Source organism: Methylobacterium sp. 391_Methyba4 (assembly GCF_029691625.1).
GTDB lineage: Bacteria > Pseudomonadota > Alphaproteobacteria > Rhizobiales > Beijerinckiaceae > Methylobacterium > Methylobacterium fujisawaense.
Genome location: NZ_CP121475.1, coordinates 3,726,040 through 3,748,178, shown reverse-complemented (window position 1 = coordinate 3,748,178; position 22,139 = coordinate 3,726,040). Strand labels below are relative to the sequence as shown.

The 22,139-nt window shown below is 70.7% G+C and carries 17 protein-coding genes and 1 tRNA gene; 12 read left to right on the top strand and 6 right to left on the bottom strand.

The window, feature by feature from the left end; genetic code table 11:
- Window positions 1-16: 16 nt before the first annotated feature.
- Window positions 17-238 carry a hypothetical protein gene (locus P9K36_RS17510; RefSeq protein ID WP_075380498.1) on the bottom strand — a complete coding sequence of 74 codons (222 nt, stop codon included), beginning with the start codon at window positions 236-238 and terminating at the stop codon, window positions 17-19.
- A gap of 243 nt (window positions 239-481) precedes the next feature.
- On the opposite strand from P9K36_RS17510, the gene P9K36_RS17505 reads away from it, so the two are divergent.
- From P9K36_RS17505 to P9K36_RS17485, 5 genes are all read left to right on the top strand, one after another.
- Complete coding sequence (locus P9K36_RS17505) at window positions 482-1,198, top strand: DUF1194 domain-containing protein (RefSeq protein WP_043352785.1); 717 nt, start codon at window positions 482-484, stop codon at window positions 1,196-1,198.
- A gap of 32 nt (window positions 1,199-1,230) precedes the next feature.
- Window positions 1,231-2,739: a M81 family metallopeptidase gene (locus P9K36_RS17500; RefSeq protein WP_278305583.1), complete on the top strand. Its 1,509-nt coding sequence runs from the start codon at window positions 1,231-1,233 to the stop codon at window positions 2,737-2,739.
- 120 nt (window positions 2,740-2,859) lie between these two features.
- Window positions 2,860-3,930 carry a malate/lactate/ureidoglycolate dehydrogenase gene (locus tag P9K36_RS17495; protein ID WP_043758305.1) on the top strand — a complete coding sequence of 357 codons (1,071 nt, stop codon included), beginning with the start codon at window positions 2,860-2,862 and terminating at the stop codon, window positions 3,928-3,930.
- A 107-nt stretch (window positions 3,931-4,037) separates the two neighbouring features.
- On the top strand, window positions 4,038-5,348 hold the full coding sequence (locus P9K36_RS17490) for an MFS transporter (RefSeq protein WP_278305582.1): 1,311 nt from the start codon (window positions 4,038-4,040) through the stop codon (window positions 5,346-5,348).
- 35 nt (window positions 5,349-5,383) lie between these two features.
- The gene (locus P9K36_RS17485) at window positions 5,384-6,907 is read left to right on the top strand and encodes an altronate dehydratase family protein (RefSeq protein ID WP_278305581.1); all 1,524 of its coding nucleotides are present in this window, start codon (window positions 5,384-5,386) and stop codon (window positions 6,905-6,907) included.
- 51 nt (window positions 6,908-6,958) lie between these two features.
- Here P9K36_RS17485 and P9K36_RS17480 read toward each other — a convergent pair whose 3' ends face one another.
- The gene (locus tag P9K36_RS17480) at window positions 6,959-8,005 is read right to left on the bottom strand and encodes a saccharopine dehydrogenase NADP-binding domain-containing protein (protein WP_278305580.1); all 1,047 of its coding nucleotides are present in this window, start codon (window positions 8,003-8,005) and stop codon (window positions 6,959-6,961) included.
- Between the two features lie 141 nt (window positions 8,006-8,146).
- Here P9K36_RS17480 and P9K36_RS17475 point away from each other — a divergent pair, with 141 nt between their 5' ends.
- The gene (locus P9K36_RS17475) at window positions 8,147-8,959 is read left to right on the top strand and encodes a hypothetical protein (RefSeq protein WP_278305579.1); all 813 of its coding nucleotides are present in this window, start codon (window positions 8,147-8,149) and stop codon (window positions 8,957-8,959) included.
- A gap of 37 nt (window positions 8,960-8,996) precedes the next feature.
- On the opposite strand, the gene P9K36_RS17470 is transcribed toward P9K36_RS17475, so the two are convergent.
- Entirely contained in the window at window positions 8,997-10,916 is a 1,920-nt protein-coding gene (locus P9K36_RS17470) for a hypothetical protein (protein ID WP_278305578.1), read from the bottom strand.
- A gap of 405 nt (window positions 10,917-11,321) precedes the next feature.
- Here P9K36_RS17470 and putA point away from each other — a divergent pair, with 405 nt between their 5' ends.
- Window positions 11,322-15,008, top strand: a complete 3,687-nt coding sequence (putA, locus tag P9K36_RS17465) for a trifunctional transcriptional regulator/proline dehydrogenase/L-glutamate gamma-semialdehyde dehydrogenase (RefSeq protein ID WP_278305577.1) — start codon at window positions 11,322-11,324, stop codon at window positions 15,006-15,008.
- A gap of 16 nt (window positions 15,009-15,024) precedes the next feature.
- Here the strand turns inward: putA and P9K36_RS17460 are convergent, their stop codons facing one another.
- The 3 genes from P9K36_RS17460 to P9K36_RS17450 all read right to left on the bottom strand — a co-directional run bounded on the left by P9K36_RS17460 (window position 15,025) and on the right by P9K36_RS17450 (window position 18,780).
- Window positions 15,025-16,617: an ABC transporter substrate-binding protein gene (locus P9K36_RS17460; RefSeq protein WP_278305575.1), complete on the bottom strand. Its 1,593-nt coding sequence runs from the start codon at window positions 16,615-16,617 to the stop codon at window positions 15,025-15,027.
- A gap of 162 nt (window positions 16,618-16,779) precedes the next feature.
- Window positions 16,780-17,073, bottom strand: coding sequence for a DUF2218 domain-containing protein (locus P9K36_RS17455; RefSeq protein ID WP_043352813.1), 294 nt, complete (start codon window positions 17,071-17,073; stop codon window positions 16,780-16,782).
- Window positions 17,074-17,331: 258 nt separating this feature from the next.
- On the bottom strand, window positions 17,332-18,780 hold the full coding sequence (locus tag P9K36_RS17450) for an FAD-binding oxidoreductase (RefSeq protein WP_278305574.1): 1,449 nt from the start codon (window positions 18,778-18,780) through the stop codon (window positions 17,332-17,334).
- A 137-nt stretch (window positions 18,781-18,917) separates the two neighbouring features.
- Here P9K36_RS17450 and P9K36_RS17445 point away from each other — a divergent pair, with 137 nt between their 5' ends.
- The 5 genes from P9K36_RS17445 (at window position 18,918) to P9K36_RS17425 (ending at window position 22,139) form a co-directional block, all read left to right on the top strand.
- Window positions 18,918-19,613, top strand: coding sequence for a fumarylacetoacetate hydrolase family protein (locus tag P9K36_RS17445; RefSeq protein ID WP_278305573.1), 696 nt, complete (start codon window positions 18,918-18,920; stop codon window positions 19,611-19,613).
- A gap of 13 nt (window positions 19,614-19,626) precedes the next feature.
- Window positions 19,627-20,091, top strand: coding sequence for an NUDIX domain-containing protein (locus P9K36_RS17440; protein WP_043378448.1), 465 nt, complete (start codon window positions 19,627-19,629; stop codon window positions 20,089-20,091).
- 108 nt (window positions 20,092-20,199) lie between these two features.
- Window positions 20,200-20,274, top strand: a tRNA-Gly gene (locus P9K36_RS17435).
- A gap of 1,155 nt (window positions 20,275-21,429) precedes the next feature.
- Window positions 21,430-21,768, top strand: a complete 339-nt coding sequence (locus P9K36_RS17430) for a hypothetical protein (RefSeq protein ID WP_051975900.1) — start codon at window positions 21,430-21,432, stop codon at window positions 21,766-21,768.
- Window positions 21,765-22,139: a helix-turn-helix transcriptional regulator gene (locus P9K36_RS17425; RefSeq protein ID WP_043378444.1), complete on the top strand. Its 375-nt coding sequence runs from the start codon at window positions 21,765-21,767 to the stop codon at window positions 22,137-22,139. Before P9K36_RS17430 ends, P9K36_RS17425 begins: the two co-directional genes overlap by 4 nt.

Below are 22,139 nucleotides of genomic sequence, written 5' to 3'. Positions count from 1 at the left end.
CGGGTGCCGGCTACGCCTATTTCAGCGAGATCGGGTCGATCTGTCGGCGGCCCTCGCGCTCGTGGCGCGCCCGGGACTCGCGCGCCAGCGCCGCGAGCCGGCCGTCGAGCCGGTCGGACAGGCGGCCCACCAGCCCGATCGCGCCGTCGATCATCCGGCTGACGAGCGCGACGGTACCGGTGACGGCTCCGACGATCCCGCTCTCGATGGCGCGACCGATTCGGCGAACAAGCTTCATGTCGACGGACTCTGGAAAGGCGGCGCCATCAGCGCCTCGGTCCGCGGCAGGTAGGGCAGCGCGTTGGGAGCGTGATGCGGCGGAAAGCGGCGCAGATCCGCGTGCCGGGGGCGGAACTTTTCCGCGACGCGGCCCCCATTTGCGCAGTGCGGCCGGACGGCCTGAACCGGCGGGGTGGCAGGCTCGTTGCAGAGGTGTGAGCGTCCGCCGTTCCGCACAGGCGCTTGCCATCGAGGGTCGACCATGCGGCGACGCCCGTTTTTGTCCGGGATGCTTGCCGCCCTGTCGCTGGCCGGTCGCCGCGCCCATGCGGCCGATCCAGGGGTGGACCTCCTCCTCGTCCTGGCGGCGGACGTGTCGCTCAGCATCAGCGCGGCCCGGTTCGAACTCGAGCGCAGGGGCTACGCGGAGGCCTTCGCGGATCCGCGCGTGCTCCGCGCCATCGGCGAGGGCCCGACCGGCCGCATCGGCGTCGCCCTGTTCGACTGGGCCGGCCCCGGCGAGCAGCAGGTGGCGGTCGACTGGATGGTGATCGGCTCGGCCGGCGATGCGGCCGCCTTCGCCGCCCGTCTGCTGACCGTACCGCGCCCGTTCTATGGCCGCACCGCCATCGGCTCGGCGATCGCCTTCGCCACCGATCTGCTGGCGCGGGCGCCGTTCCGCGCCGACCGGCGGGTGATCGACATCTCGGGCGACGGCACCGGCAATGCCGGGCGCTCCATCGCGGAGGCCCGGGACGCCGCCGTGGCATCCGGCATCACGGTGAACGGCATCGTGATCCTCAGCGATCCCGAGGGGATGCCGGACTTTCTGAAGGAACACACCAACCCGTCGGGCGGTCTGGCGGCGTATTACCGGGCCGTCGTCATCGGCGGCGAGGGCGCCTTCGTGATGACCGCCGAGAGCTTCGCGGCCTTCGGCCGCGCGCTCATCGCCAAGCTCGTGCGCGAGATCGCCTGATCGTCACCCGGATCCCAGAGGACCCACCATCGATGCGCCTCGCCGTCCTCCAGTTCACGCACGAGACCGTGACGTTCCTGCCGAACGACACGACCCGGGACGACTTCATCTATCCCGGTTCGCCGGCCGCCGGAGACGCGCTGCTCGCCACCGATCCCAAGGGCTACATGGGCGGCTTCGTGCAGGTGGCGCGGGAATACGACGGCGTCGCGCTGGTCGGCATCACCTCGCCGCTCTGGCCGCGCACCGGCACCGCCTCCGGCTGGATCACTGCGGACGCCTACGCGCATTTCCTCGGACGGATGATCTCGGAGTTGCGGGAGACGGGTCCGTTCGACGGCGTCTACCTCGCGCTGCACGGCGCGATGGCGGTGCGCGGCGTTCCCCGGCCCGAGGCCGACATCGCCCGGCAGGTCCGCGCGGCGGTGGGCGACGCGGCGGTTCTCGTCGGGACCTTCGATCTGCACGGGAACGAGGATCAGGCCTTCCTCGACCATGCCGACCTGGCCTTCGCGGTGAAGTATTTCCCGCATTACGACGGCCACCTCCAGGGCCAGCGGGCCGCCCGGATGCTGGTCCGCGCCGTGCGCGGCGATTACCGGCCGGCGCATCGGACCCTCAAGGTGCCGATCCTGTCACCCACCGTGGTCCAATGGACCGGTGCCACGCCCTGGGCCGACCTCGTGCAGCGCGCCCTCGTCTGGGAGGCGCGCGAGCCGGACGTGTTCGTCAACGTCTTCTTCGGCTTCCCGTGGGGCGATGCTCCGGATGGCGGGATGACCGTGCAGGCGATCACCAACGGCGATCCGGACCTCGCCGACCGCGCGGCGCGGGACGTCGCGGATTTCGCGTGGCGGCAGCGGCGTTCGCTGCTCGAGGCGACGCGGATCCATACGATCGCCGACGGCGTGCGCCTCGCCCGGGCGGCGGTCGCGGAGGGCGCCGTTCCGGTCGTCCTCGCCGACCACAGCGACCGGTCCGGCCGGGCGACCTGGCTGCTGGGCGAGATCCTCCGGCAAGGTCTCACCCGCACCCTGGTCGCCACCGTCGCATCGCCCGCGGTCCTGGCGGCGGCGCGGGAGATCGCGGTGGGCGACCCGTTCGACGCACCGGTCGGCGGCGGCGGCGACCCGTCCGCGGGCGATCCGGTGCGGATCACCGGAACCGTGCTGCGCGTCGTCGCGGCACCGGAGCCCGGTGTCGCCGGCAGCGGCGGTGGCGGCGGAACCTGGATCTGCGTCGCCTTCGGAGGCGGCAACGTGCTCGTCCTGAGCCCGCAGCTCGCGCAGATCGTCGACCCGGAGGAGCTGTGGCGTCTCGGCCTGGAGCCGGCCGATTTCGACGTCGTGGCGATCAAGTCGCGGGTGCATTTCCGGCGCGGCTTCGACGACAGCGGCTACGCCCGCACGATCCTGCTGGTGGAGCCCCCGGAGCCGTTCCTCGGGACGGTGCGGCTCGATCATCTCCCCTACGCGCAGATGCGGGCGGCCCACTTCTATCCCTACGGCGATCCGCCCGGCCCGGTCCCGTCGGATCGTTGACCGAGCCCTCGGGGACGACAGGTGGCGTCTCCCGTCACCCCCGGGTGCTCGCCCTGCACGTCCGAGACCGCTAGGTTCATCCCGCACGCGCTCGGTGAAGCGCGGCGAGGGAGGGACGGAATGCGGATTTCGGCCGACAGGCTGTCCGCCTATGTGCGGGACATCTTCGTGCGCGAGGGCTGCGCCGAGCCGGAGGCCGAACGGATCGGCCGGTTCCTGGTGGCGGCCAACCTCACCGGCCACGACAGCCACGGGGTCGTCCGGGTGACCCGCTACGTCGAATGGCTGCGCGCGGGCGAGGTCGAGGCCGGCCGCACGCCCGAGATCGTCACCGACGCGCCGAACTTCGCCCTCGTGGACGCCCATTACGGATTCGGCCAGACGGCCGGCCCCGTCGCCGTCGATCTCGGGATCGCCAAGGCGCGGGAGAACGGTGTCGCGATCATTGCCCTGCGGCATGCCGGGCATATCGGCCGGATCGGCGAGTGGGCCGAGCGGGCGGCGGCCGCGGGGCTCGTCTCGGTGCATTTCGTCAACGTGGCGGGCAGCCTCCTCGTGGCGCCTTTCGGCTCGGTGGAGCGCCGGTTCTCGACAGCGCCGTTCGCCGCCGGCTTCCCGGTTCCGGATTCCGAGCCGATCATCCTCGACTTCGCCACCTCGCTGGTGGCCGAGGGCAAGGTGCTCGTCGCGTCCCGGGGCGGCAAGCCGCTGCCGGAAGGCGCGCTGATCGAGCCCGACGGCCGCCTGAGCGCCGATCCGGCGACGCTGTTCGGACCGCTGGAGGGCGTCGAACGCGACAACCAGCGCGGCGCCGGGGCGATCCGGGCCTTCGGCGAGCACAAGGGATCCGGCCTCGCGCTGATGTGTGAGCTGCTCGCCGGCGCGCTCACCGGCTCCGGAACCGCCGGCCCCGGGCAGCGGCGGATCTGCAACGGCATGCTGTCGATCTACGTCACGCCCGCCGCCCTCGGCACCGAGGATGTGCTCGCCGCCGAGACACGGGCCTATCTCGATTTCTTCAAGAGCGCCAAGCCGATGCCCGGCGCCGAGGTTCTGCTGCCGGGCGAGCCGGAGCGGCGGATGCGCGCCGAACGCCTCGCCGAGGGCGTGCCGCTGCCCGAGCCCGTCTGGGAAACCCTCCTGGCCGCCGGCCGGCCGCACGGCCTCGACGGGAACGCCTACCGCGACTGAGCCGGACAAGGCCCGGCGCGACACCACGATCGGCGGCGACCCCCGGCCAAAACGGGGGCGCCGCACGGCCCGGGGACGCCATCCCCGGCATTCGGGAGGAGAACGCGATGCCTCGTTTGCGCTGGCTCATGATCGGCCTCTGCATGGCCGCCAACGCCATCAATTACATCGACCGCGCCAATCTCGCGGTCGCGGCGCCGTCCATGTCCAAGGAACTGGGGCTCGACGCCACCGATATGGGCCTGATCCTATCGGGCTTCTTCTGGACCTACGCGATCATGCAGCTGCCCTTCGGTTACGTGGCCGACCGGGTCGGCGCGCGGCTCTCCCTGGTGGTCGCGGTGGTCTGGTGGTCGGCCTGCACGGCGCTGACCGCGGCCGGACGGGGCTTCCTGTCGCTGCTCGGCCTGCGCATGCTGCTCGGCATCGGCGAGGCCGGGGCCTATCCGTCCTTTGCCAAGGTCGCGGCCTCGTGGTTTCCCCGCGGCGAGCGCAGCTTCGCCAGCAGCATCTTCGACAGCGGCTCCCGGGTGGGCTCGGCGCTGGCGATCCCGCTGGTCTCCTGGGTGATCGCGACGCTCGGCTGGCGGGAATCCTTCATCGTCACCGGCGTGCTGGGCTTCGTCTGGGCGGTGTTCTGGATGTGGCTCTACCGCGAGCCGGAGAACCACCCGAAGGTCTCGCCGGAGGAACTGGCCCGGCTCCGAGCCGCGCAGGACCGGCCGAAGACCGTCGATGCCGCCGACGCCCAGAATCAGGTGCCGTGGCTGTCGCTGTTCCGGTACCGCACCGTCTGGGGGATGATGGCAGGATTCTTCTGCCTGAACTTCGTGATCTACTTCTTCATCACGTGGTTTCCGACCTATCTGGTCAAGGCGCGCGGCTTCTCACTGGCCGAACTCGGCACGCTGGGCAGCCTGCCGGCCCTGGCGTCGATCCCCGCGGGCTGGCTCGGCGGCTTCGCGTCGGACGCGCTCTACCGCCGCGGCTGGAGCCTCACGGCGGCCCGCAAGACCTGCCTCGTCGGCGGCATGCTGATGTCGTCGGTGATCACGCTGTCGATCATCGCCCCGAACGTCTACGTGGCTCTGCTGTGCTTCGCGGTCGCCTATGGCAGCCTCGCCTTCACGGCGGCGTCGATCTGGGCGCTGCCCGGCGACGTGGCGCCGACCCCGGCCCACGTGGCCTCGATCGGGGGCATCCAGAACTTCGCCTCGAACGTCGCGGGGATCGTGACCACGACCTTCACGGGCATCATGCTCACCGTCACCCAGGGCTCGTTCGTGATCCCCCTCATCGTCGCCGGCGGGTTCTGCCTGCTGGGCGCCTTCATCTACCTGTTCGTGGTCGGCGAGATCGCGCCGCTGCCGGTCCGCGACGCCCGCGTCCCGGCCCTGCGCCCCGAGGCGGCGCGGTGACGGCGACCGGCCCCACCGAATCCCAGGAGAGACCGATGTCCACCTATCCCGTGATCACCCTCCGGCCGGCCGACGGCGTGGCCGTGGCGCGCGGCGCCATCGAGCCGGGCACCCCGGTCGCCGACGGCGTGACGGCCGCGGAGCGGATCCCGGCCGGCCACAAGGTCGCGGTCAGGGAGCACCGCAGCGGCGAGCCGGTGACCAAGTACGGCCAGATCATCGGCTTCGCGAAGGAGGACATCGCGGCCGGCCGGCACGTCCACGTCCACAATCTCGGGATGGGGGAATTCGCCCGGGACTACGCGTTCGGCGTCGACGCCAAGCCGACGCGGCTCGTCACGCCGGCGGCGACCTTCCAGGGCATCCGCCGCCCCGACGGGCGCGTAGCCACCCGCAACTACGTCGGCATCCTCACCTCGGTGAATTGCAGCGCGCACGTGGCCGACCTGATCGCCGACGCGTTCCGCCGCCACCCGATCCTCGGCCTCGACCCGCTCGCTCCCTATCCCAACGTCGACGGCGTCGTGGCGCTGACCCACAAGACCGGCTGCGGCATGGCGATGGGCGAGCCGCTGCGTCTCCTGCGGCGGACGCTCGCGGGCTACGCGCGGCACGTCAACTTCTCGCACATCGTGATGATCGGGCTCGGCTGCGAGGTGAACCAGATCGGCGCGTTCCTGGAGGAACAGGGGCTCGGCGACCGGATCCGCAGCATGAACATCCAGAGCCTCGGGGGCACGCGGAAGACCGTCGAGGCCGGCATCGACTTCGTGAAGGGGATCCTGGCCGAGGCGAACGTGGTTCACCGTGAGCCGGTGCCGGCGAGCGAACTGATCGTCGCCCTGCAATGCGGCGGCTCGGACGGGTATTCCGGCGTCTCGGCGAATCCGGCTCTGGGGATCGCCAGCGACCTCGTGGTGCAGAACGGCGGCACGGTGATCCTGTCGGAGACCACCGAGACCTACGGGGCCGAGCACCTGTTCACCCGCCGTGCCGTCAGCCCGGAGGTGGGCCAGAAGCTCGTCGACCTGATGCACTGGTGGGAGGACTACACCCGCAAGGAGGGATCGGAGATCGACGCGAACCCGTCGCCGGGCAACAAGGCCGGCGGCCTGACCACGATCCTGGAGAAGTCACTGGGCGCCATGGCGAAGGCCGGCAGCACCAACCTCGTCGACGTGCTGCGCTACGCCGATCCCGTCACCGCCAAGGGCTTCGTGTTCATGGACACGCCCGGCTACGATCCGGTCTCGGCCACCGGGCAGGTGGCGGGCGGGGCGAATCTCGTCTGCTTCACCACCGGGCGCGGCAGCGTATTCGGCTGCAAGCCGTCGCCGTCGATCAAGATCGCCACGAACTCGGCCATGTACCGGCGGCTCGAGGAGGACATGGACGTCAATTGCGGCACGATCCTCGACGGCGAAGAGAGCGTGGAGCAGGCCGGGCGCCGGATCTTCGACCTGGTCCTCCGGGTCGCGAGCGGGGAGCGGACGAAGAGCGAGCAGTTCGATTTCGGCTCCTCGGAATTCGCCCCCTGGCAGATCGGTGCAACCGTGTGAGCCCCGGGCGGCTCGTATTGGATCGAGCGCTGGGCCAGTCCGGAGCGCCGGTCAGAGATCCGTCCGCGTCACATGCGGAAAACCCAGGATGAAGTCGGCGCCGAAGGCGGTGACGGGCGTGTGGAAGCCCGGCGCGACCTGTCCCGCGGTGACGCGCCGGGCGATCTCCAGGGCGGTCCAGACCGTCAGCGTGTAGCCCTCGGCGGTCTCCATCCGGCTCGCCGCGCGGCGGCCGGCGCCGTCCCAGGCTTCCGCCAGGAAGGTGCTGCGGGCTTTCTCCCGCGCGGCGGCGGTCGGGCCGGCGGGCAGCCGGTCGATGCCGCGGTTGATCAGGCGCTGCGCGGTGCCGCCGGCGATGATCCGCCGAATTCCGGCGGGCAGACCGGCCGCCGCCGCCATGGCGGGGAAGGCCTCGAAGTAGACGTCGATGTTCGGCACCCCGGTCGAGTACCACGCGCTGGACACGTCGCCCCAGCCGAGCCCCACGGTCCGGCGCGGGCCGGCGCCGAAATCGGCGGTGCCGCGGGGCGGGCTCGGCAGCTCGACGATGCGTCCGTCCCGGCGCACCCGCGTCCCCCAGGCGATGCCCTCCACCATGGTGCGGGCGGTGCCGCGGCTGAAGCCGCCGAACCCGCCGATGGAGATGCGCAGATGCGTCGCGCCGGGCAGGCGCCCGGCCACGTGGGCAGCGAGGCAATCGCTCGGCACCACATCGAAGCCGGCGGCCGGCAGGAGGACAAGGCCGGCCGCCTTCGCCGCCGCATCCTGCGCGGCGAGCGCCTCCAGCACCGCGATCTCGCCGGTGATGTCGACGTAATGCGCGCCCGCGGCGAGGCAGGCTTCCACCATCGGTCGCGCCGTCTTCGAGAACGGGCCGGCCGCGTGGATCACCGCCGCCACACCTGCGAGCGCGGCGCGCAGGCCGTCGGCATCGTCGAGGCGTGCGACCCGCATCTCCAGACCGAGCCGGGAAGCAAGCGGCCGCAGCGTGTGCGCGTCGCGCCCCGCCAGGATCGGATGCAGGCCCTGCCCGACGGCCTGCGCGGCCAGGAGCTGGCCGGTATAGCCGGTGGCGCCGTAGATCAGGATCGCGGTCATGCGGGGCTTCTGCCACCGCTTCCGCAGGTGTCAAAGCGCGCGCCGCACGGCGTTCGCCGATGGTAGGGACGGACGCATCGAAGCGCGACACGGCGGGCGGCCCCGGATGTCGGACCCGCCGCCATCGGGAGAAGCGGCACCATGTTCAAGCGAACCGTCCGGCCGAGCGCATGGCGAGCCTGCGGCAGGGCTGCGGGTTGGACCGCGGTTCTCCTGGCTTTGACCACACCCGCCTGGGCCGCCGACGGACCCGTGGTCCTGAAGGCGCCGGCCGACCTGATCCCCGGCCTCGCGGCCATGCCGCAGATCGCTGCGCCGGCCGACGACGCCGGGCGGCGGATCAATGCGGCGGTGAAGCGCCTCGACACGAAGGCCCTCGCGGCGGCGCGGGACTGCAAGGCGCAGGATGGGAAGAACGGCTCCTGGGAGCGGACCGTCGAGACCCCGATGCGCGGCCCGCGTTTCCTGAGCTTCGTGATCTCCGACAGTATGTATTGCGGAGGCGCGCATCCGAACTCCAGCACGATGTCGATCGTCTACGACCTCACGACCGGCGCCCCCGTGGATTGGACCACCCTGCTGCCCGCATCCCTGACCGGCACGCTCGCCCTCGCCGAGGGCGCGGGCGGCACCAAGATGGTGACGCTCGCCTCCAAGACGCTGCACGAACTCTACCTCGCGGGCTATCGGCCGAGGACGGGCGATCCGAAGTCCGTCGATGCGGACAAGGAATGCCGCGAGGCGGTCACCGAGACCTACGACGGCCAGCCACCGGCCATGATGGCGTGGCTCGACGCCAAGGCCGGAGGCCTCGCGGTGCAGTTCGACCTGGCGCACGTCGTCCAGGCCTGCGCCGACCCGGTGGTGATCCCCACCGCCACCCTGCGCCGCAAGGGCGCCCAGCCCCTCCTCACCGAGGCGATCGAGGCCGCCCACGCCCAAGCCATGAAGTGACGGGATCGCGCGACAGACCGTTTCGCGTCCCGCGGCCTCAGGTCGGGCCGGGCGGTGCGGCCGGCCGGTCCGCGAGCGCCGCCAGGACCCGCCGGCCATAGGCGGTGGTCGCGAGGCTGGCTCGGAGTTCGCGAGACAGGGCGTCCGGGCCGAGGTGGCAATCGAGATCGGGCCGCGCTGCGAACCCGTCGAGTTCTTCGCGGATGAGCACGGCGAAGTCGGCGGGATCCAGCAACCCCTCGGCGGCATCGAGGACACCGTGTTCCTCGAGGAAGCCTCCGCCCAGGCTGATCACGCCGTCCCTGTACCGGATCAGCGCAAAATAGACGCCGAACCCGATCATGGCCCGGTCCCGCCAGCCCGTCGCGGCGATGTAGGTCTGCATCATCACCGTGGTGGAGTAGTCCTCGTGCTCCCCGTCGCGCTGGGCGAGATAGTCGCGAAACACGTCGTGGGCCGCCGGATCGAGATGGAGCAGCGCCTGCATCGCCGGCGCCAGCGCTCCCTGGTCGTCCTCGGGGCCCCAGATCTGCCGGTACAGGTTCCTGGCGGCCACGAGTGCGGGCTGGACTTCGAGATAGGTTGTCAGGAGCTCACGCAGCACGGGCGCCACCGCGATGCGCTCGCGCGCGATCCGCGCGAAGAAGGCCGGCTCCGTCATCGCCTTCCCGCCGACCCTGAAGGTCAGCGCGAGGGCGTCGCTCCGCAGAAGGGAGGCGAGATCCGTCCGGATCTGGCCTGTGAGCCAGCCCAACGATTCCGCGATGGCCGCAGCCGAGAAATCCGCCACGGTGACCACCGGTAGCGAGCGCGCCAGGAAGCGCCCGACCGCAGACGCGCTCGGCCCCGCCGACGCCTGAGGGCGATACCCGTCCTCGTCCTGCGCGATCAGCCGCGCGGGCCCCGAATCGGCGCACCAGGGTCGCGGAATGAAGACTGCGTCGCTGTAGAAGCGGATCTCGACCCTCTCGGCATCGGCCACGTCGCCGAATGTGGAAACGGCCTTGGCGCCCGCATAGCGGCCGAACGCGAAAACGGGCGAGCGGGCGCCGTCCAGGCCGATGCGCTGGAACTCCGTGTTCCGATCCCAGAAGAACCCGTACTTGACCCAGAGCGCCCGCTCGTCCGGTTCCCAGGCCACCTCCGTCATGACGCGGTGCGGCTCGGGGCCCGGGCGCGCGACGAGGGTCGCGACGTGGGCGACGGGTTCGGTCGTCCAGAGTTCGACGGCCTGTGCGCGGTGTCGGGGATCGTCCCCCACCGCATCCGCTGCCGCTTCGGATTCCCTGGGCGAAGGATCGAGGCGCGGCGTGACTGCGTAGCGGCCGCTCGGGCTGAACCAATACGGTTTCACCGCGTCCGGAAGCGGATCGTAGCGCACCGACCCGTCGGTTCGCTCCAGGCGGCAAAGCCCGTAGGACGACCCGCCCGGCCCACATCGGAGGCCGATGAAGGCCAGCCTTCCCTCCGGATCCTCGAACAGATCGCCGTGAATCGTCAGGATGGCCGGTCCACCCGGTCGCGGCGGATAAGCCTCCTCGGCGGAAAGACGTCCGATCGGACCGTCGGACGGCCAGGTGATCCCCCGCCCATCCAGCAGGATTTCGAGATCCGCCGCCCGCAGGACGACGAGGCGGTGGAGGTATTGGATCTCGTCACTCGGAACATGGCTCACATAGGCTGCGATCAGCTCGGCATCGCGCGTGACGAACAGCCTACGGGCACTGGAATCCCCGCGCGGCAGGCGCCGCCGCACGACATCCCGGCGCGAGCGCCACGCGATCAGGCAGAGTTCCCCGTCTTCGGACAGGCAGATCAGCCTCTCATCGCCGACAAGGGCGGCGGCGCGGATCGAAGCCCGCGGAAAGGGCATGACCATCTGCCACGCACCCTTGTCTTCGATGGCTGCGACCGTGTTGTAGCGTCGTTCGGTGCCGGTGATCTCCAAACGCGGCATGCGGCGTCCTCATCGAGACGTGGGACTCTGACCTGAGCGGTCCGCAACCAAGGGCGGACAATCCGAAGGTGCAAAACGATTGAATGCCCTAATATATCTCAATATAGTCTAATGTAATTCGCGGCTAGCGGACCAATAGACGGCCAAAACATACGACAAGACCTTATGTGGGCGGAAGCCTATGGATTGACCTAGTTCATCGCCGGGGCATCCCTGCATACGGGATCCGATCTCGCGCAGGCGCAGGCTTCGCTCCTGAAAGGTGAGGCCGCGTGACCGTGACCGCCCGGGACGGGCCGGTCGGTCCAAGCCTTTCCGTCGGCACCCCGGCTTCGACGCGGCGCCCGGATTGTGTAGCCTGAGGTCGTAACGGCGCGGCATCGTGCCGTGTCGGAGGGACGGATCATGTCCGGGACCGGCGTCGTCGAAGCTGCGGCCGTCGGGGTGAGCGCTGCCTCCCGCTGGCTCGCCGCCGACCTGCCGGACCGGTCGCCCCTGAGGCAGGCCGTGACCGCGGCCTTTCGGCGCCCCGAGAGGGAGTGTGTGGCGGCGCTCCTCGATCAGGCCCGCCTGTCGCCCGAGGCCGCCCGGCGCGTCGCCGAACATGCGGGACACCTGGTTGAAACCCTGCGTCGGCAGGGGCACCGCGGCGGCGTCGAAGGGCTGATCCACGAATATGCGCTGTCGAGCCAGGAGGGCGTGGCGCTGATGTGCCTCGCCGAGGCGCTGCTGCGAATCCCCGACACGGCGACGCGGGACGCGCTGATCCGCGACAAGATCGCGGGCGGCGACTGGGCAGCCCATCTCGGGCACAGCCCGTCGCCTTTCGTGAACGCGGCGACCTGGGGCCTGCTCGTCACCGGCAAGCTCGCCGCGACCCGGGACGAGGCCGGTCTGTCCGCCGCGCTCACCCGCCTGATCGCCCGCGGCGGTGAGCCGGTGATCCGCACCGGTGTCGATCTCTGCATGCGGATGATGGGCGAGCAATTCGTGGCCGGGCGGACGATCGCCGAGGCCCTGCGGCATGCCGGGTGGCGCGAGGCCAAGGGCTTCACCTACTCGTACGACATGCTCGGCGAGGCTGCCGTGACCGCCGAGGATGCGGAACGCTACCGGCGCGCCTACGCGGAGGCGATCCGGGCGATCGGGGCGGCCTCCGCCGGCCGCGGCGTGCTCCTCGGACCCGGCATCTCGATCAAGCTGTCGGCGCTCCATCCCCGCTACGTGCGGTCGCAGCGCGACCGTGTTCTGGCCGAACTCCATCCCCGTGTGCGGGACCTCGCCCGCCTCGCCAAGAGCTACGGGATGGGCCTGAACATCGACGCCGAGGAGGCCGATCGCCTCGACCTGTCTCTCGATATCCTGGAGCGGCTCGCCCTCGATCCGGACCTCGCTGGCTGGGACGGGCTCGGCTTCGTGGTCCAGGCTTACGGCAAGCGGTGTCCCTTCGTCATCGACGTGCTGATCGATCTCGCCCGCCGAAGCCGTCGGCGGCTGATGGTGCGTCTGGTCAAGGGCGCCTATTGGGACAGCGAGATCAAGCGGGCGCAGGTGGACGGTCTGGCGGATTTCCCGGTCTTCACCCGGAAGCTTCACACCGACGTCTCGTATCTCGCCTGCGCGCGTCGGCTCCTCGCGGCTCCGGACGCGGTCTTCCCGCAATTCGCCACCCACAACGCCCAGACCCTGGCGAGCATCGTCGAGATGGGAGGCCCGAATTTTCGGCTCGGCCAGTACGAGTTCCAGTGCCTGCACGGCATGGGCGAGCCGCTCTACGAGGCCGTGGTCGCCGGAGAGCGCCTGCGCCGCCCCTGCCGGATCTACGCGCCGGTGGGCACGCACGAGACCCTGCTCGCCTATCTCGTCCGGCGGCTTCTGGAGAACGGGGCGAATACCTCCTTCGTCAACCAAGTCGCCGACGCGGCCGTGCCGATCGCGGCGTTGATCGCCGACCCCGTCACCGCCGTGGAGGCCATGCCGAGCCCCGGGGCGCCGCATCCGCGGATCGCGGCTCCCCGGGACCTGTACGGTTCGCACCGCGCGAACGCCGCCGGTCTCGACCTCGCCGACGAGGCCGCCCTCGCCGATCTCTCGGAGGGGTTGCTGGCGAGCGAGCGCACCGTCTGGCGGGCGGTGCCGTCGGGCGAGGACGACGCGGCGGCCGACGAGCCCGTGCGCAATCCCGCCGACCACCGGGACGTCGTCGGCTTCGGCCGGGCGGCGACGGCTGCGGCTGTCGCGGGCGCATTGGCCCGGGCGGAAGCGGCCGCCGCCGGCTGGGCGGCGACGCCGGCGGCCGCGCGCGCCGCCTGCCTGCGGCGGGCCGCCGACGCCTTCGAGGCGCAGATGCCGGCGCTGATCGGGCTCATCGTGCGGGAGGCAGGCAAGACCTACGCGAACGCCGTGGCGGAGATCCGCGAGGCGGTCGATTTCCTGCGCTACGACGCCGCCGAGGCCGAGCGAATCCTCGGCGACGCGCACGAGCCGCTCGGCCCGGTCGCCTGCATCGCGCCGTGGAATTTCCCCCTGGCGATCTTCGTCGGGCAGGCCGCGGCCGCCCTCGCGGCGGGGAACACGGTCCTGACCAAGCCCGCGGAGGAGACGCCCCTGATCGCCGCTGCGGCGATCCGCGTGCTCCACGCGGCCGGGATCCCGGCGGATGCCCTTCACCTGCTGCCGGGGGACGGCCGTGTCGGCGCCGCCCTGGTCGAGGATGCGCGCGTGCAGGGCGTGATGTTCACCGGCTCGACCGCGGTGGCCAAGGCCATCCAGCGCGCACTCGCGGGGCGGCTGAACCGCTTCGGCGATCCGGTGCCCTTCGTCGCCGAGACCGGCGGCCAGAACGCCCTCGTGGTCGATTCCTCCGCGCTCGCCGAGCAGGTGGTGGCCGACGTGATCGCCTCGGCCTTCGATTCCGCTGGCCAGCGTTGCTCGGCGCTGCGGATCCTGTGCCTGCAGGAGGAGATCGCCGACCGGACGCTGCACATGCTCAAGGGCGCCCTGCGGGAGCTGCAGGTCGGCGACCCGCGGTGCCTCGCCGTCGATGTCGGACCGGTCATCACCGCCGACGCCGCCGCCCGCCTCGTCGATCATGTGGCGAGCCTGCGCGCGCGGGGGTTTCCCGTGGAGCAGTTGCCCCTGCCGCCCGAGGCCGGCGCCGGGACCTTCGTACCGCCGACGCTGATCGAGATCGGGGCGGTCGCCGATGTCGAGCAGGAGGTGTTCGGCCCGGTGCTGCATGTGCTGCGCTACCGTCGGGATACCCTCGACAGGCTCCTCGCGGCGATCGATGCCACCGGCTACGGGCTGACCTTCGGGCTGCACAGCCGCGTCGACGAGACCATCGACCACGTCCTCGGCCGCGTGCGGGCCGGCAACCGTTACGTGAACCGCAACATCATCGGCGCGGTGGTGGGCGTGCAGCCCTTCGGCGGCTCGGGCCTGTCGGGGACGGGCCCCAAGGCCGGGGGCCCGCTGGCCCTCGGCCGGCTGGTGCGGAGACCGCCCGCCGACGCCTGCGACGGGCTGCCCGCCGACGACGCGGCGCTGCGCCCCTACACGGCCTGGCTGCGGTCGCGCCATCGCCACGACCTCGCGGAAAGGCTCGAAACCGTCCGCTATCCCGGATCCGCCCCGATCGCGCTGGCCGGACCGGTGGGTGAGCGCAATCTGTACGCCCTGCGTCCGCGCGGGCGCGTCGCCGCCATCGCGGCGACGGAGACGGCGCTCCTGCTCCAGCTCGGGGCGATCCTCGGCACCGGCAACGCGGCGGTCATCGTCGCCGCCGGCGGCAGCGATGCGGCCCTGGACGGTCTGCCGGCGGTGTGCGCGGCCCGGATCGCCTGGGCTCCGGATCTCGACCGCGCGGGCGACGTCCAGGGCGTCCTGTTCGCGGGCGATGCGACGGCCCTGCGGGATCTCAACGCCGCTATCGCGGTCCGCGACGGAGCCATCCTGCCGCTCCAGGCCCGCGAGCCGGAGGCGCTGGCGGCCGGCGATCTCTACGATCCGGCGGGCTTGGTCGAAGAAATCTCCACAGCGATCAACACCGCAGCGGCCGGCGGCAATGCCAGCCTGATGAGCGTCGGGTGACCCGGCGGCTGCGCGCTCAGGCCGACCGGCGCAGGTTCCAGAACAGCGGCAGCCCGGTCAGCATGCCTTCGAGGTCGCGCCGGTAGGCGGTCGGCTGGAAATACTGGCCGCAGGGGAGATAGGCGCCGACCTCCAGGGCGCGCGCCTGGATCCGCGCCGCGAGGGCCTTCTGGGCGGCGAGGTCCGGCGCGGCGAACCACGCGCTGCGCATCTCCTCCAGGGGGGCGTCCGTGAGCCAACTCGGGACGCCCGCGCGGCCGTTCCCGCGGGCGGCCAGATGGTAGGCCGGCGAGAGATGGTCCAGCCCGCCGGAGAAGATCCCGAACATCGACCAGCCGCCCTGATCCAGGGGCTTCGCGTTCAGGATCCGCTGGTTCACGGTCCCCCAATCGGTGGCGACGACGTCGAGGTTCATCCCGAGCTTGCGGCAGGCATCGGCCATCACCTCGCAGATCGCGTTGATCCGCGGCACGTCGGTCCCGGAGAGCAGCACCACCCGCTCGCCCTTGTAGCCCGCCTCGGCGAGCGCCCGCTTCGCTGCGGCGAGGTCGCGAGGGCCGGTGAGCACCGCCATGCCGGCCGACGACGCCATCGGACCACCCGCGGTGAAGATCCCGACGGGCCCGCGGCGGATCGCCGGGTCGCTGCCGGCGACCGCGTCCATCATCTCGGTCTGGTCGACGGCCGAGAGCAGCGCGCGGCTGATCGCGGGATTGTCGAAGGGCGGCAGGGTGTGGTTGAGGCGGATCTGTCCGATCAGTCCGGCGGTCTCCACCAGATCCACCCGCACGGCCGGCTGGCGCATCAGGTCGGGCACGAGATCGACGAGGGGCTGCTCCCACCAGTCGATCTCGCCCGAGCGCAGGGCGCCGGCCGCGGTCGAGCCGTCGGGGATCGTGCGCCACTCGATGCGGTCGAAATGCGCGATCCGCGGTCCGGCGGTGAAGCTCGCCGTCCCGTCCGGACGGGGTCGGTACTCCTCGAACCGGCGGTAGACGTTGAGCGAGCCCGGAACCCGTTCGGCGGCGACGAACCGATACGGGCCGCTGCCGACGATCTCCGGCACCGCCTGCGTCGCCGGCGTCGCGCTCAGGCGCTCCGGCATGATCACCGGGACATAGGAGGTCGGCTTGGCGAGGGCGTCCGGCAGGAGCGGGAAGGGCCGTTTAAGGCGGAACTGCACCACGGTGTCGGTGGGCGCCGAGAGGTCGTCCACCGTGTCGAACAGCGCCCCACCGTAGGCGTCCCGCTGCGACCAGCGCCTGAGGCTCGCCACAACGTCGCGGCCGAGGACCGGCGTGCCGTCATGGAAGCGCAGGCCGTCCCGCAGGGTCAGGCGCCAGGTGAGGCCGTCGGCCGTGACCTCGTGGCCCGCGACCATCTGCGGCTGGGCCCGATAGGCGGCATCCAGGCTGTAGAGTGTGTCGAACACCATCAGCGCATGGGTGCGCGTGACGTAGTTCGTGGTGATGATCGGGTCGAGAAGCGCCAGATCCGCGTAGGGCACGAAGCGCAGCGTCGTCGCGGAGGCCGCCCGCACCAGGGCCGGACGGGCGAGCGTCCCGGCCACCAGCGCTCCGGCGCCTGTCAGCAGGGTGCGTCGCTTCATGGATCGATCCCGGTCTCGGCGGCGACCGATCTGGCCGCAAGCCGGACTCGCGTGCAAGTGGTGCGCCACCTGGTGCGCCACCGCTGCGGGCCGTTCCGGATCGCGAGACCCCGCCCGGGCCAGGGGCCGGACGGGTCGAACGTGACCGCGCTGCGCGGTCTCTCAGGCGGCGCGCGACCAGCGGATGTCGCCGAGGCTCTCGCGGAAGGCGAAGCGGGCGAGGTGGTCGGCCACGACGTTCTCCAGCCGGGTGAGGTTCACCGGGTCGGAGCTGTCGATGCGCATCACCAGGGCGTCGGGCTCGGCATCGAAGGTGCAGACGCGGTCCTCGCCGAACGGCACGGTGCCGTGCACGGGCGTCGCCTCGACCTTGAACTTGTGGCTCCAGTGCCGGCAGAGCTGCTGCAGGTAGCGGCTCGCCTCGTTGGTCTGCACGCGGGCCTGAGAGGTGGGCATTCCGTCGGTCTCCAAAGAGATATGAAAACAGCCTGTCGGTGACGGTTCGTCGCTCGATCTCGCATCTGCGAAATAGGAAGGCCTCTGAGCAATTGCCATGCCTGGCGCCGAAGGACCCGTCTTTGTCGTCTACGGTGAAGGTCTGTCCGAAGCGTTAGCAGCGGCTTAACGCAGCGGGCCACCCCGGCGGATGACGGCGCGGCGTTGCTGTCCTGCACCCGGCTCCGCGCCGAATTATGGCGCGATGCACAAAATTCCTCAGCGCGCCGTCGAAGCGTCGCGGTCGCCCCGGATGATGACTTTGCCGGGGTTAAGCAGGTCCTTGGGGTCGAGGGCGGCCTTGAGGCGCCGCATGAGGTCGAGCCCGACCGGATCGCCGTAGCGGGCGAGTTCCTCGCGCTTGATCAGGCCGACCCCGTGCTCGGCGGCGATGGAACCGCCGAGGTCGTGCACGATGTCGTGAACGATCCGGTTGAACCGGCCCCATTCGGCCAGGAACTCCGCCGCCGCCATGCCGGGCGGCTGGGACAGGTTGAAATGGATGTTGCCGTCGCCGAAATGGCCGAATCCGCAGGGTCGCAGGCCGGGCATCACCGCCGTGCAGGCCGCGCCTGCCTGCTCCAAGAACGCGGGGAGCCGCGACAGCGGTACCGACACGTCGTGCTTGATCGACGCGCCTTCGCGGGTCTGCGCTTCGGGAACGCCCTCTCGCAGACGCCAGAGCGCGGCGTTCTGGGCGCCGCTGGTGCCGATCGTGGCGTCCGCGATCACCCCGTCCGCCAGGGCCTGCCCGAGGGCGGATTCCAGTTCGGCCTGCGTGTCGGCATCCGGGCGCGCGGACGCGACCTCGATCAGCGCGTAGGCGCCGTGCGCGCCGTCCAGCGGCCGCACCGTCCCCGGGACGTGGCGCAGCACGATCTCCAGGGCGAAGGGCGGGAGGTATTCGAAGGCCGTCAGGTCGCGGTCCATCCGCGCCCGCAGGAACACGAACAGGTCGAGGGCGGCCCTGGCCGAATCGAGCCCCACGAAGGCGACGCTCGTGGAGCGCGGCCGCGGGAACAGCTTCAGCACGGCCGCGGTGACGATGCCCAGCGTGCCTTCGGAGCCGATGAAGAGCTGCTTCAGGTCATAGCCGGCATTGTCCTTGCGCAGGGACTTGAGCCCGTTCCAGACCCGTCCGTCCGCGAGCACGACCTCGAGCCCCAGGACGAGGTCGCGGGCGTTGCCGTAGGCGAGGACCGCGATCCCGCCGGCATTGGTGCTGACGCCGCCGCCGATCCGGGCCGAGCCCCGGGACGCATAGGAGAGCGGAAACAGCATGCCGGCCGCCTCGGCCGCGTCCTGCACGTCCTGCAGGATCATCCCGGCCTCCACCGTGATGGTGGCATCCACCGGATCGACCGCCCGCAGCCGGGTCATGCGCTCCAGGGACAGCACCACGCCTCCTTGCGGCACCCCGGCGCCCGTCAGGCCGGTATTGCCGCCGAGCGGCACGACCGCGATGCCGGCCTGCGTGCAGGCGCGGACCGCGAAGGCGACCTCCTCGGTGCTCCCGGGCCGCAGCACGGCGAGGGCCGATCCGGTGAACAGGCGCCGGCTCTCGGTCAGGTAGGGCGCCAGGGCGTCCGGATCGGTCAGCACGTGCCGCGCGCCGAGCCCGTCCCGCAGGGCGGTCAGCAGGGTGTCGAGGGCGGCTGTCGGGGTCATCGCAAAGATTCTGTAGGCCAGAGGCGGGGGTACGCAAGCTCCGGTATGGCGCGCGCCGGTGCGGACCTTACAACGATGATGTAGGGCCCGGGCGTCGTCGCGCCGGGCCGTCCGGACGATCCACCGCAGAGGCAGAGATGCTCTCCGTCATCCAGAACCCGCAACGCATCGCGCTCCCCATCGTGGGCAGCAGCGACCTGTTTCCCGTACGCCGCGTCTACTGCGTCGGCCGCAACTACGCCGCCCATGCCCGCGAGATGGGGGCGGACCCCGACCGGGAGCCGCCGTTCTTCTTCATGAAGCCCGCGGACGCCCTGCAGATCGTCGGTTCCGAGCCGACGCCTCACGCCTACCCCCCGAAGACCGGCAACTACCATTTCGAGGTCGAGATGGTGGCGGCCCTCGCCAGCGGCGGCAGCGACATCCCGGCGGAGATCGCCCTCGACCACGTCTACGGCTACGCGGTCGGCCTCGATATGACCCGGCGCGACGTCCAGGACGAGGCCAAGAAGATGTCGCGGCCCTGGGACACCGCCAAGGCGGCCGACGGGTCCGGCCCGATCGGCGCTTTGCATCCGGTCTCCGTTTTCGGCCACCCGGCGCGGGGCGCGATCACGCTGTCGGTGGACGGCGAGATTCGTCAGAAGGGCGACCTGGCCGACATGATCTGGTCCGTCGCCGAGCAGATCGCCTACCTGTCGGGTTACTTCGCCCTGCAACCGGGCGACCTGATCTTCACCGGCACGCCCGCCGGCGTCGGCCCGGTCCAGCGCGGACAGCGCATGGTCGCGGCGATCGCCGGGCTCGGCGAGATCACCCTCGACGTCGTCTGAGCCGCGCACCCGCATGCTCCTCGACCGGCCGCTCCTGCGGCGCCTGTTCCACCTCGGGGCTCTCGCGTCCCGGGGCATGACCCTCGGCGTGCGCGGCGTCGCCCTGGACGGGGCGGGACGTGTGGCCCTCGTGCGCCACACCTATGTCAGCGGCTGGCACCTGCCCGGCGGCGGTGTGGAGCGCGGCGAGGCCGTGCGCGACGCGATGGTGCGGGAATTCCGCGAGGAGGCCGAGATCGTGCCCCAGGGGGAGCCGCGCCTGCACGCCCTCTACCGGAATGTGGTGGCCGCCCCCCGCGATCACGTCGCATTGTTCGTCCTGCCGGCCTTCACGGTGCTGCGCCCCAAGGCGCCGGACCGGGAGGTCGCCGAATGCGCCTTCTTCGCGCTGGACGCATTGCCCGAGGGCACCACCCGGGGTACCCGCGCCCGGCTCCGCGAGATCCACGAAGGCCTCCCGCCGGACCCGAATTGGTAAATCGTCACGGTTCGCGAAAAGGGCGCTTGCGTCGTCCGCCGGAATGGTGTTTAGAGAGCCGCGCCGGGGGCCGCCGGCACGAAAGTCCAGGCGGCGCGGCACTAGTGAGCGGGTGTAGCTCAGGGGTAGAGCACAACCTTGCCAAGGTTGGGGTCGAGGGTTCGAATCCCTTCGCCCGCTCCAAAACTTCAATTATTGCAAGTACTTGCAGGATCGTTGCAACACCTCACCCCGGCGTTGCAGCTTTCCAGGCAGCACCAAGGCGGCACCGGGTATGCCACGCTGCGGGACCCGCGTGTGGGTCCGCTCCCGAAGGAATGGGCAAGCGACGGCTCACTCCGATTTTCCGGTTTCGGCCGCGCTGGATCTCCCGACGCCTTAGGCGCCTTCGTAGCTCGATCTCGACCTAGGTGCGGGACACGGGACCTGCGCATTCCTTCCGACCTGCTCAGAAATCCACTGCCTTCGGTCCAGGCGGGTGTGCCGCTCGTCGATCGGCGATATCCAGGGTCGGAGGCGTTCGACGTTCCAGACGTCGTCCGCGGCTATGCCGATCCAGGGTACGCTGGTTCCTTCGGTGCTCCGCGGTCCATGCGGGCGCCTCCTCCGCCCGACGGCGAACGCGGTTCAAAAGTGGGCCGGTGCTTCCTATGCACTCGACACGGGCACATCGGCGGCCGAGATCGCGCGCCGGGCGCGGTCACTCGGTGGGACATCGAGGAGGTCCTGCCGTTCTTACGCGCACGAGGTCGCCGTCGGCCCACGAAAAAATCGAAACACCCTTTTGATGGGGGTGCCTTCTCGGCTCACGTGCGGATCGGGTCGATCCACCAACGGGCCGAAGCGTCGCACGGCGTCCTTCGCCCGCATCCGGATCTCGCATCGCGTATCGACCTGCCGCTCGTCGCGAGGCGGGCCGGGTGTGCGATGCGTCGCCTGAGGCAGCACCGTCGACCGAGATCGGTCGTCGTGCCATCGCCGCGGTCAGCAGGGCGGGACACGGCGCGACCAGTTGCAGGGCCGCGTGGCGTTCTAGTCCCGAGGCCGGATGATCGCGGGTTCGGCACGTCGGGTGACTGATCCGTTCGGGCTTGGGTCCGGCGTCTTCCTTGTCCGTAACTTCCTCGGCAACCTATCGCGAGGCCATGGAAGGTACGGATCGGCGTCGTGCCACCGGTCCGAAATCGGATGCGGCATTTCCGATACGCTTGGCCGCGATCGGTCGTCCAACGCTTTTGCAGGGCGTCCGCAGCCGTTTCAGGTCGCATCCTGATCGCCGCTTGCATGTCGAAAAATTCGACATTATTGTTCTTGGAAAGTCACGGATTTCGACAGGCCATGACGCTCGCCACGTTCCCCGCTCCATCCGTGTCGTCCTTCCCGACGGCCGAAGTCGAGAAGTGCCTACGCGACGAGCTGATCGAGGCGGTCAAATCGGAGGCGGCCGTGAAAGGCGACGCCCTGCCGCCCACGCCGGCGGCGATCGCCACGACGAAGTTTCAGATCGACTCCCTGGTGGTCGTCTCGCTGCTCACGGCGGTCGAAAGTGTCGTCGGCTGCAACCTGCCGGATACCGTCGTACGCGCGGGTGGCTTCACGTCGGTGGAGCAGGCGTTGGAACAGCTTGTTCCACGGATCGAGAAGCACTGGGCCAAGATCAACGGAGTGAAGACGTGAACCAAGCCTCGAGCCCTCCGGGCAGCGACGAGGAGGAACGCAGGAAGCTGGGCGATCGGCTGAAAGAGGCCAGGAAGTATCTCGGTCTGAAGCAGGAGGAGGTGGCGAACTACCTCAAGATCCCGCGCACTGCCTTGACCGATATCGAGAGTGGCCAGCGCCGTGTGGAAGCCATCGAGCTGACGCGTTTGGCCAGACTCTACCGCCAACCTGTGGGCTACTTCACCGGAGAAGACGAGGCCTCCTCACAACTGCCGATCGACGTCGCCCACTTGGCGCGGCAGGCGGCGGCGCTCTCGGAGAAGGACAGAGAGGAGCTCGGTCGCTTCGCGGAGTACCTGCGGGTCAGAGCGCGGCCGGATCGAGGCTGA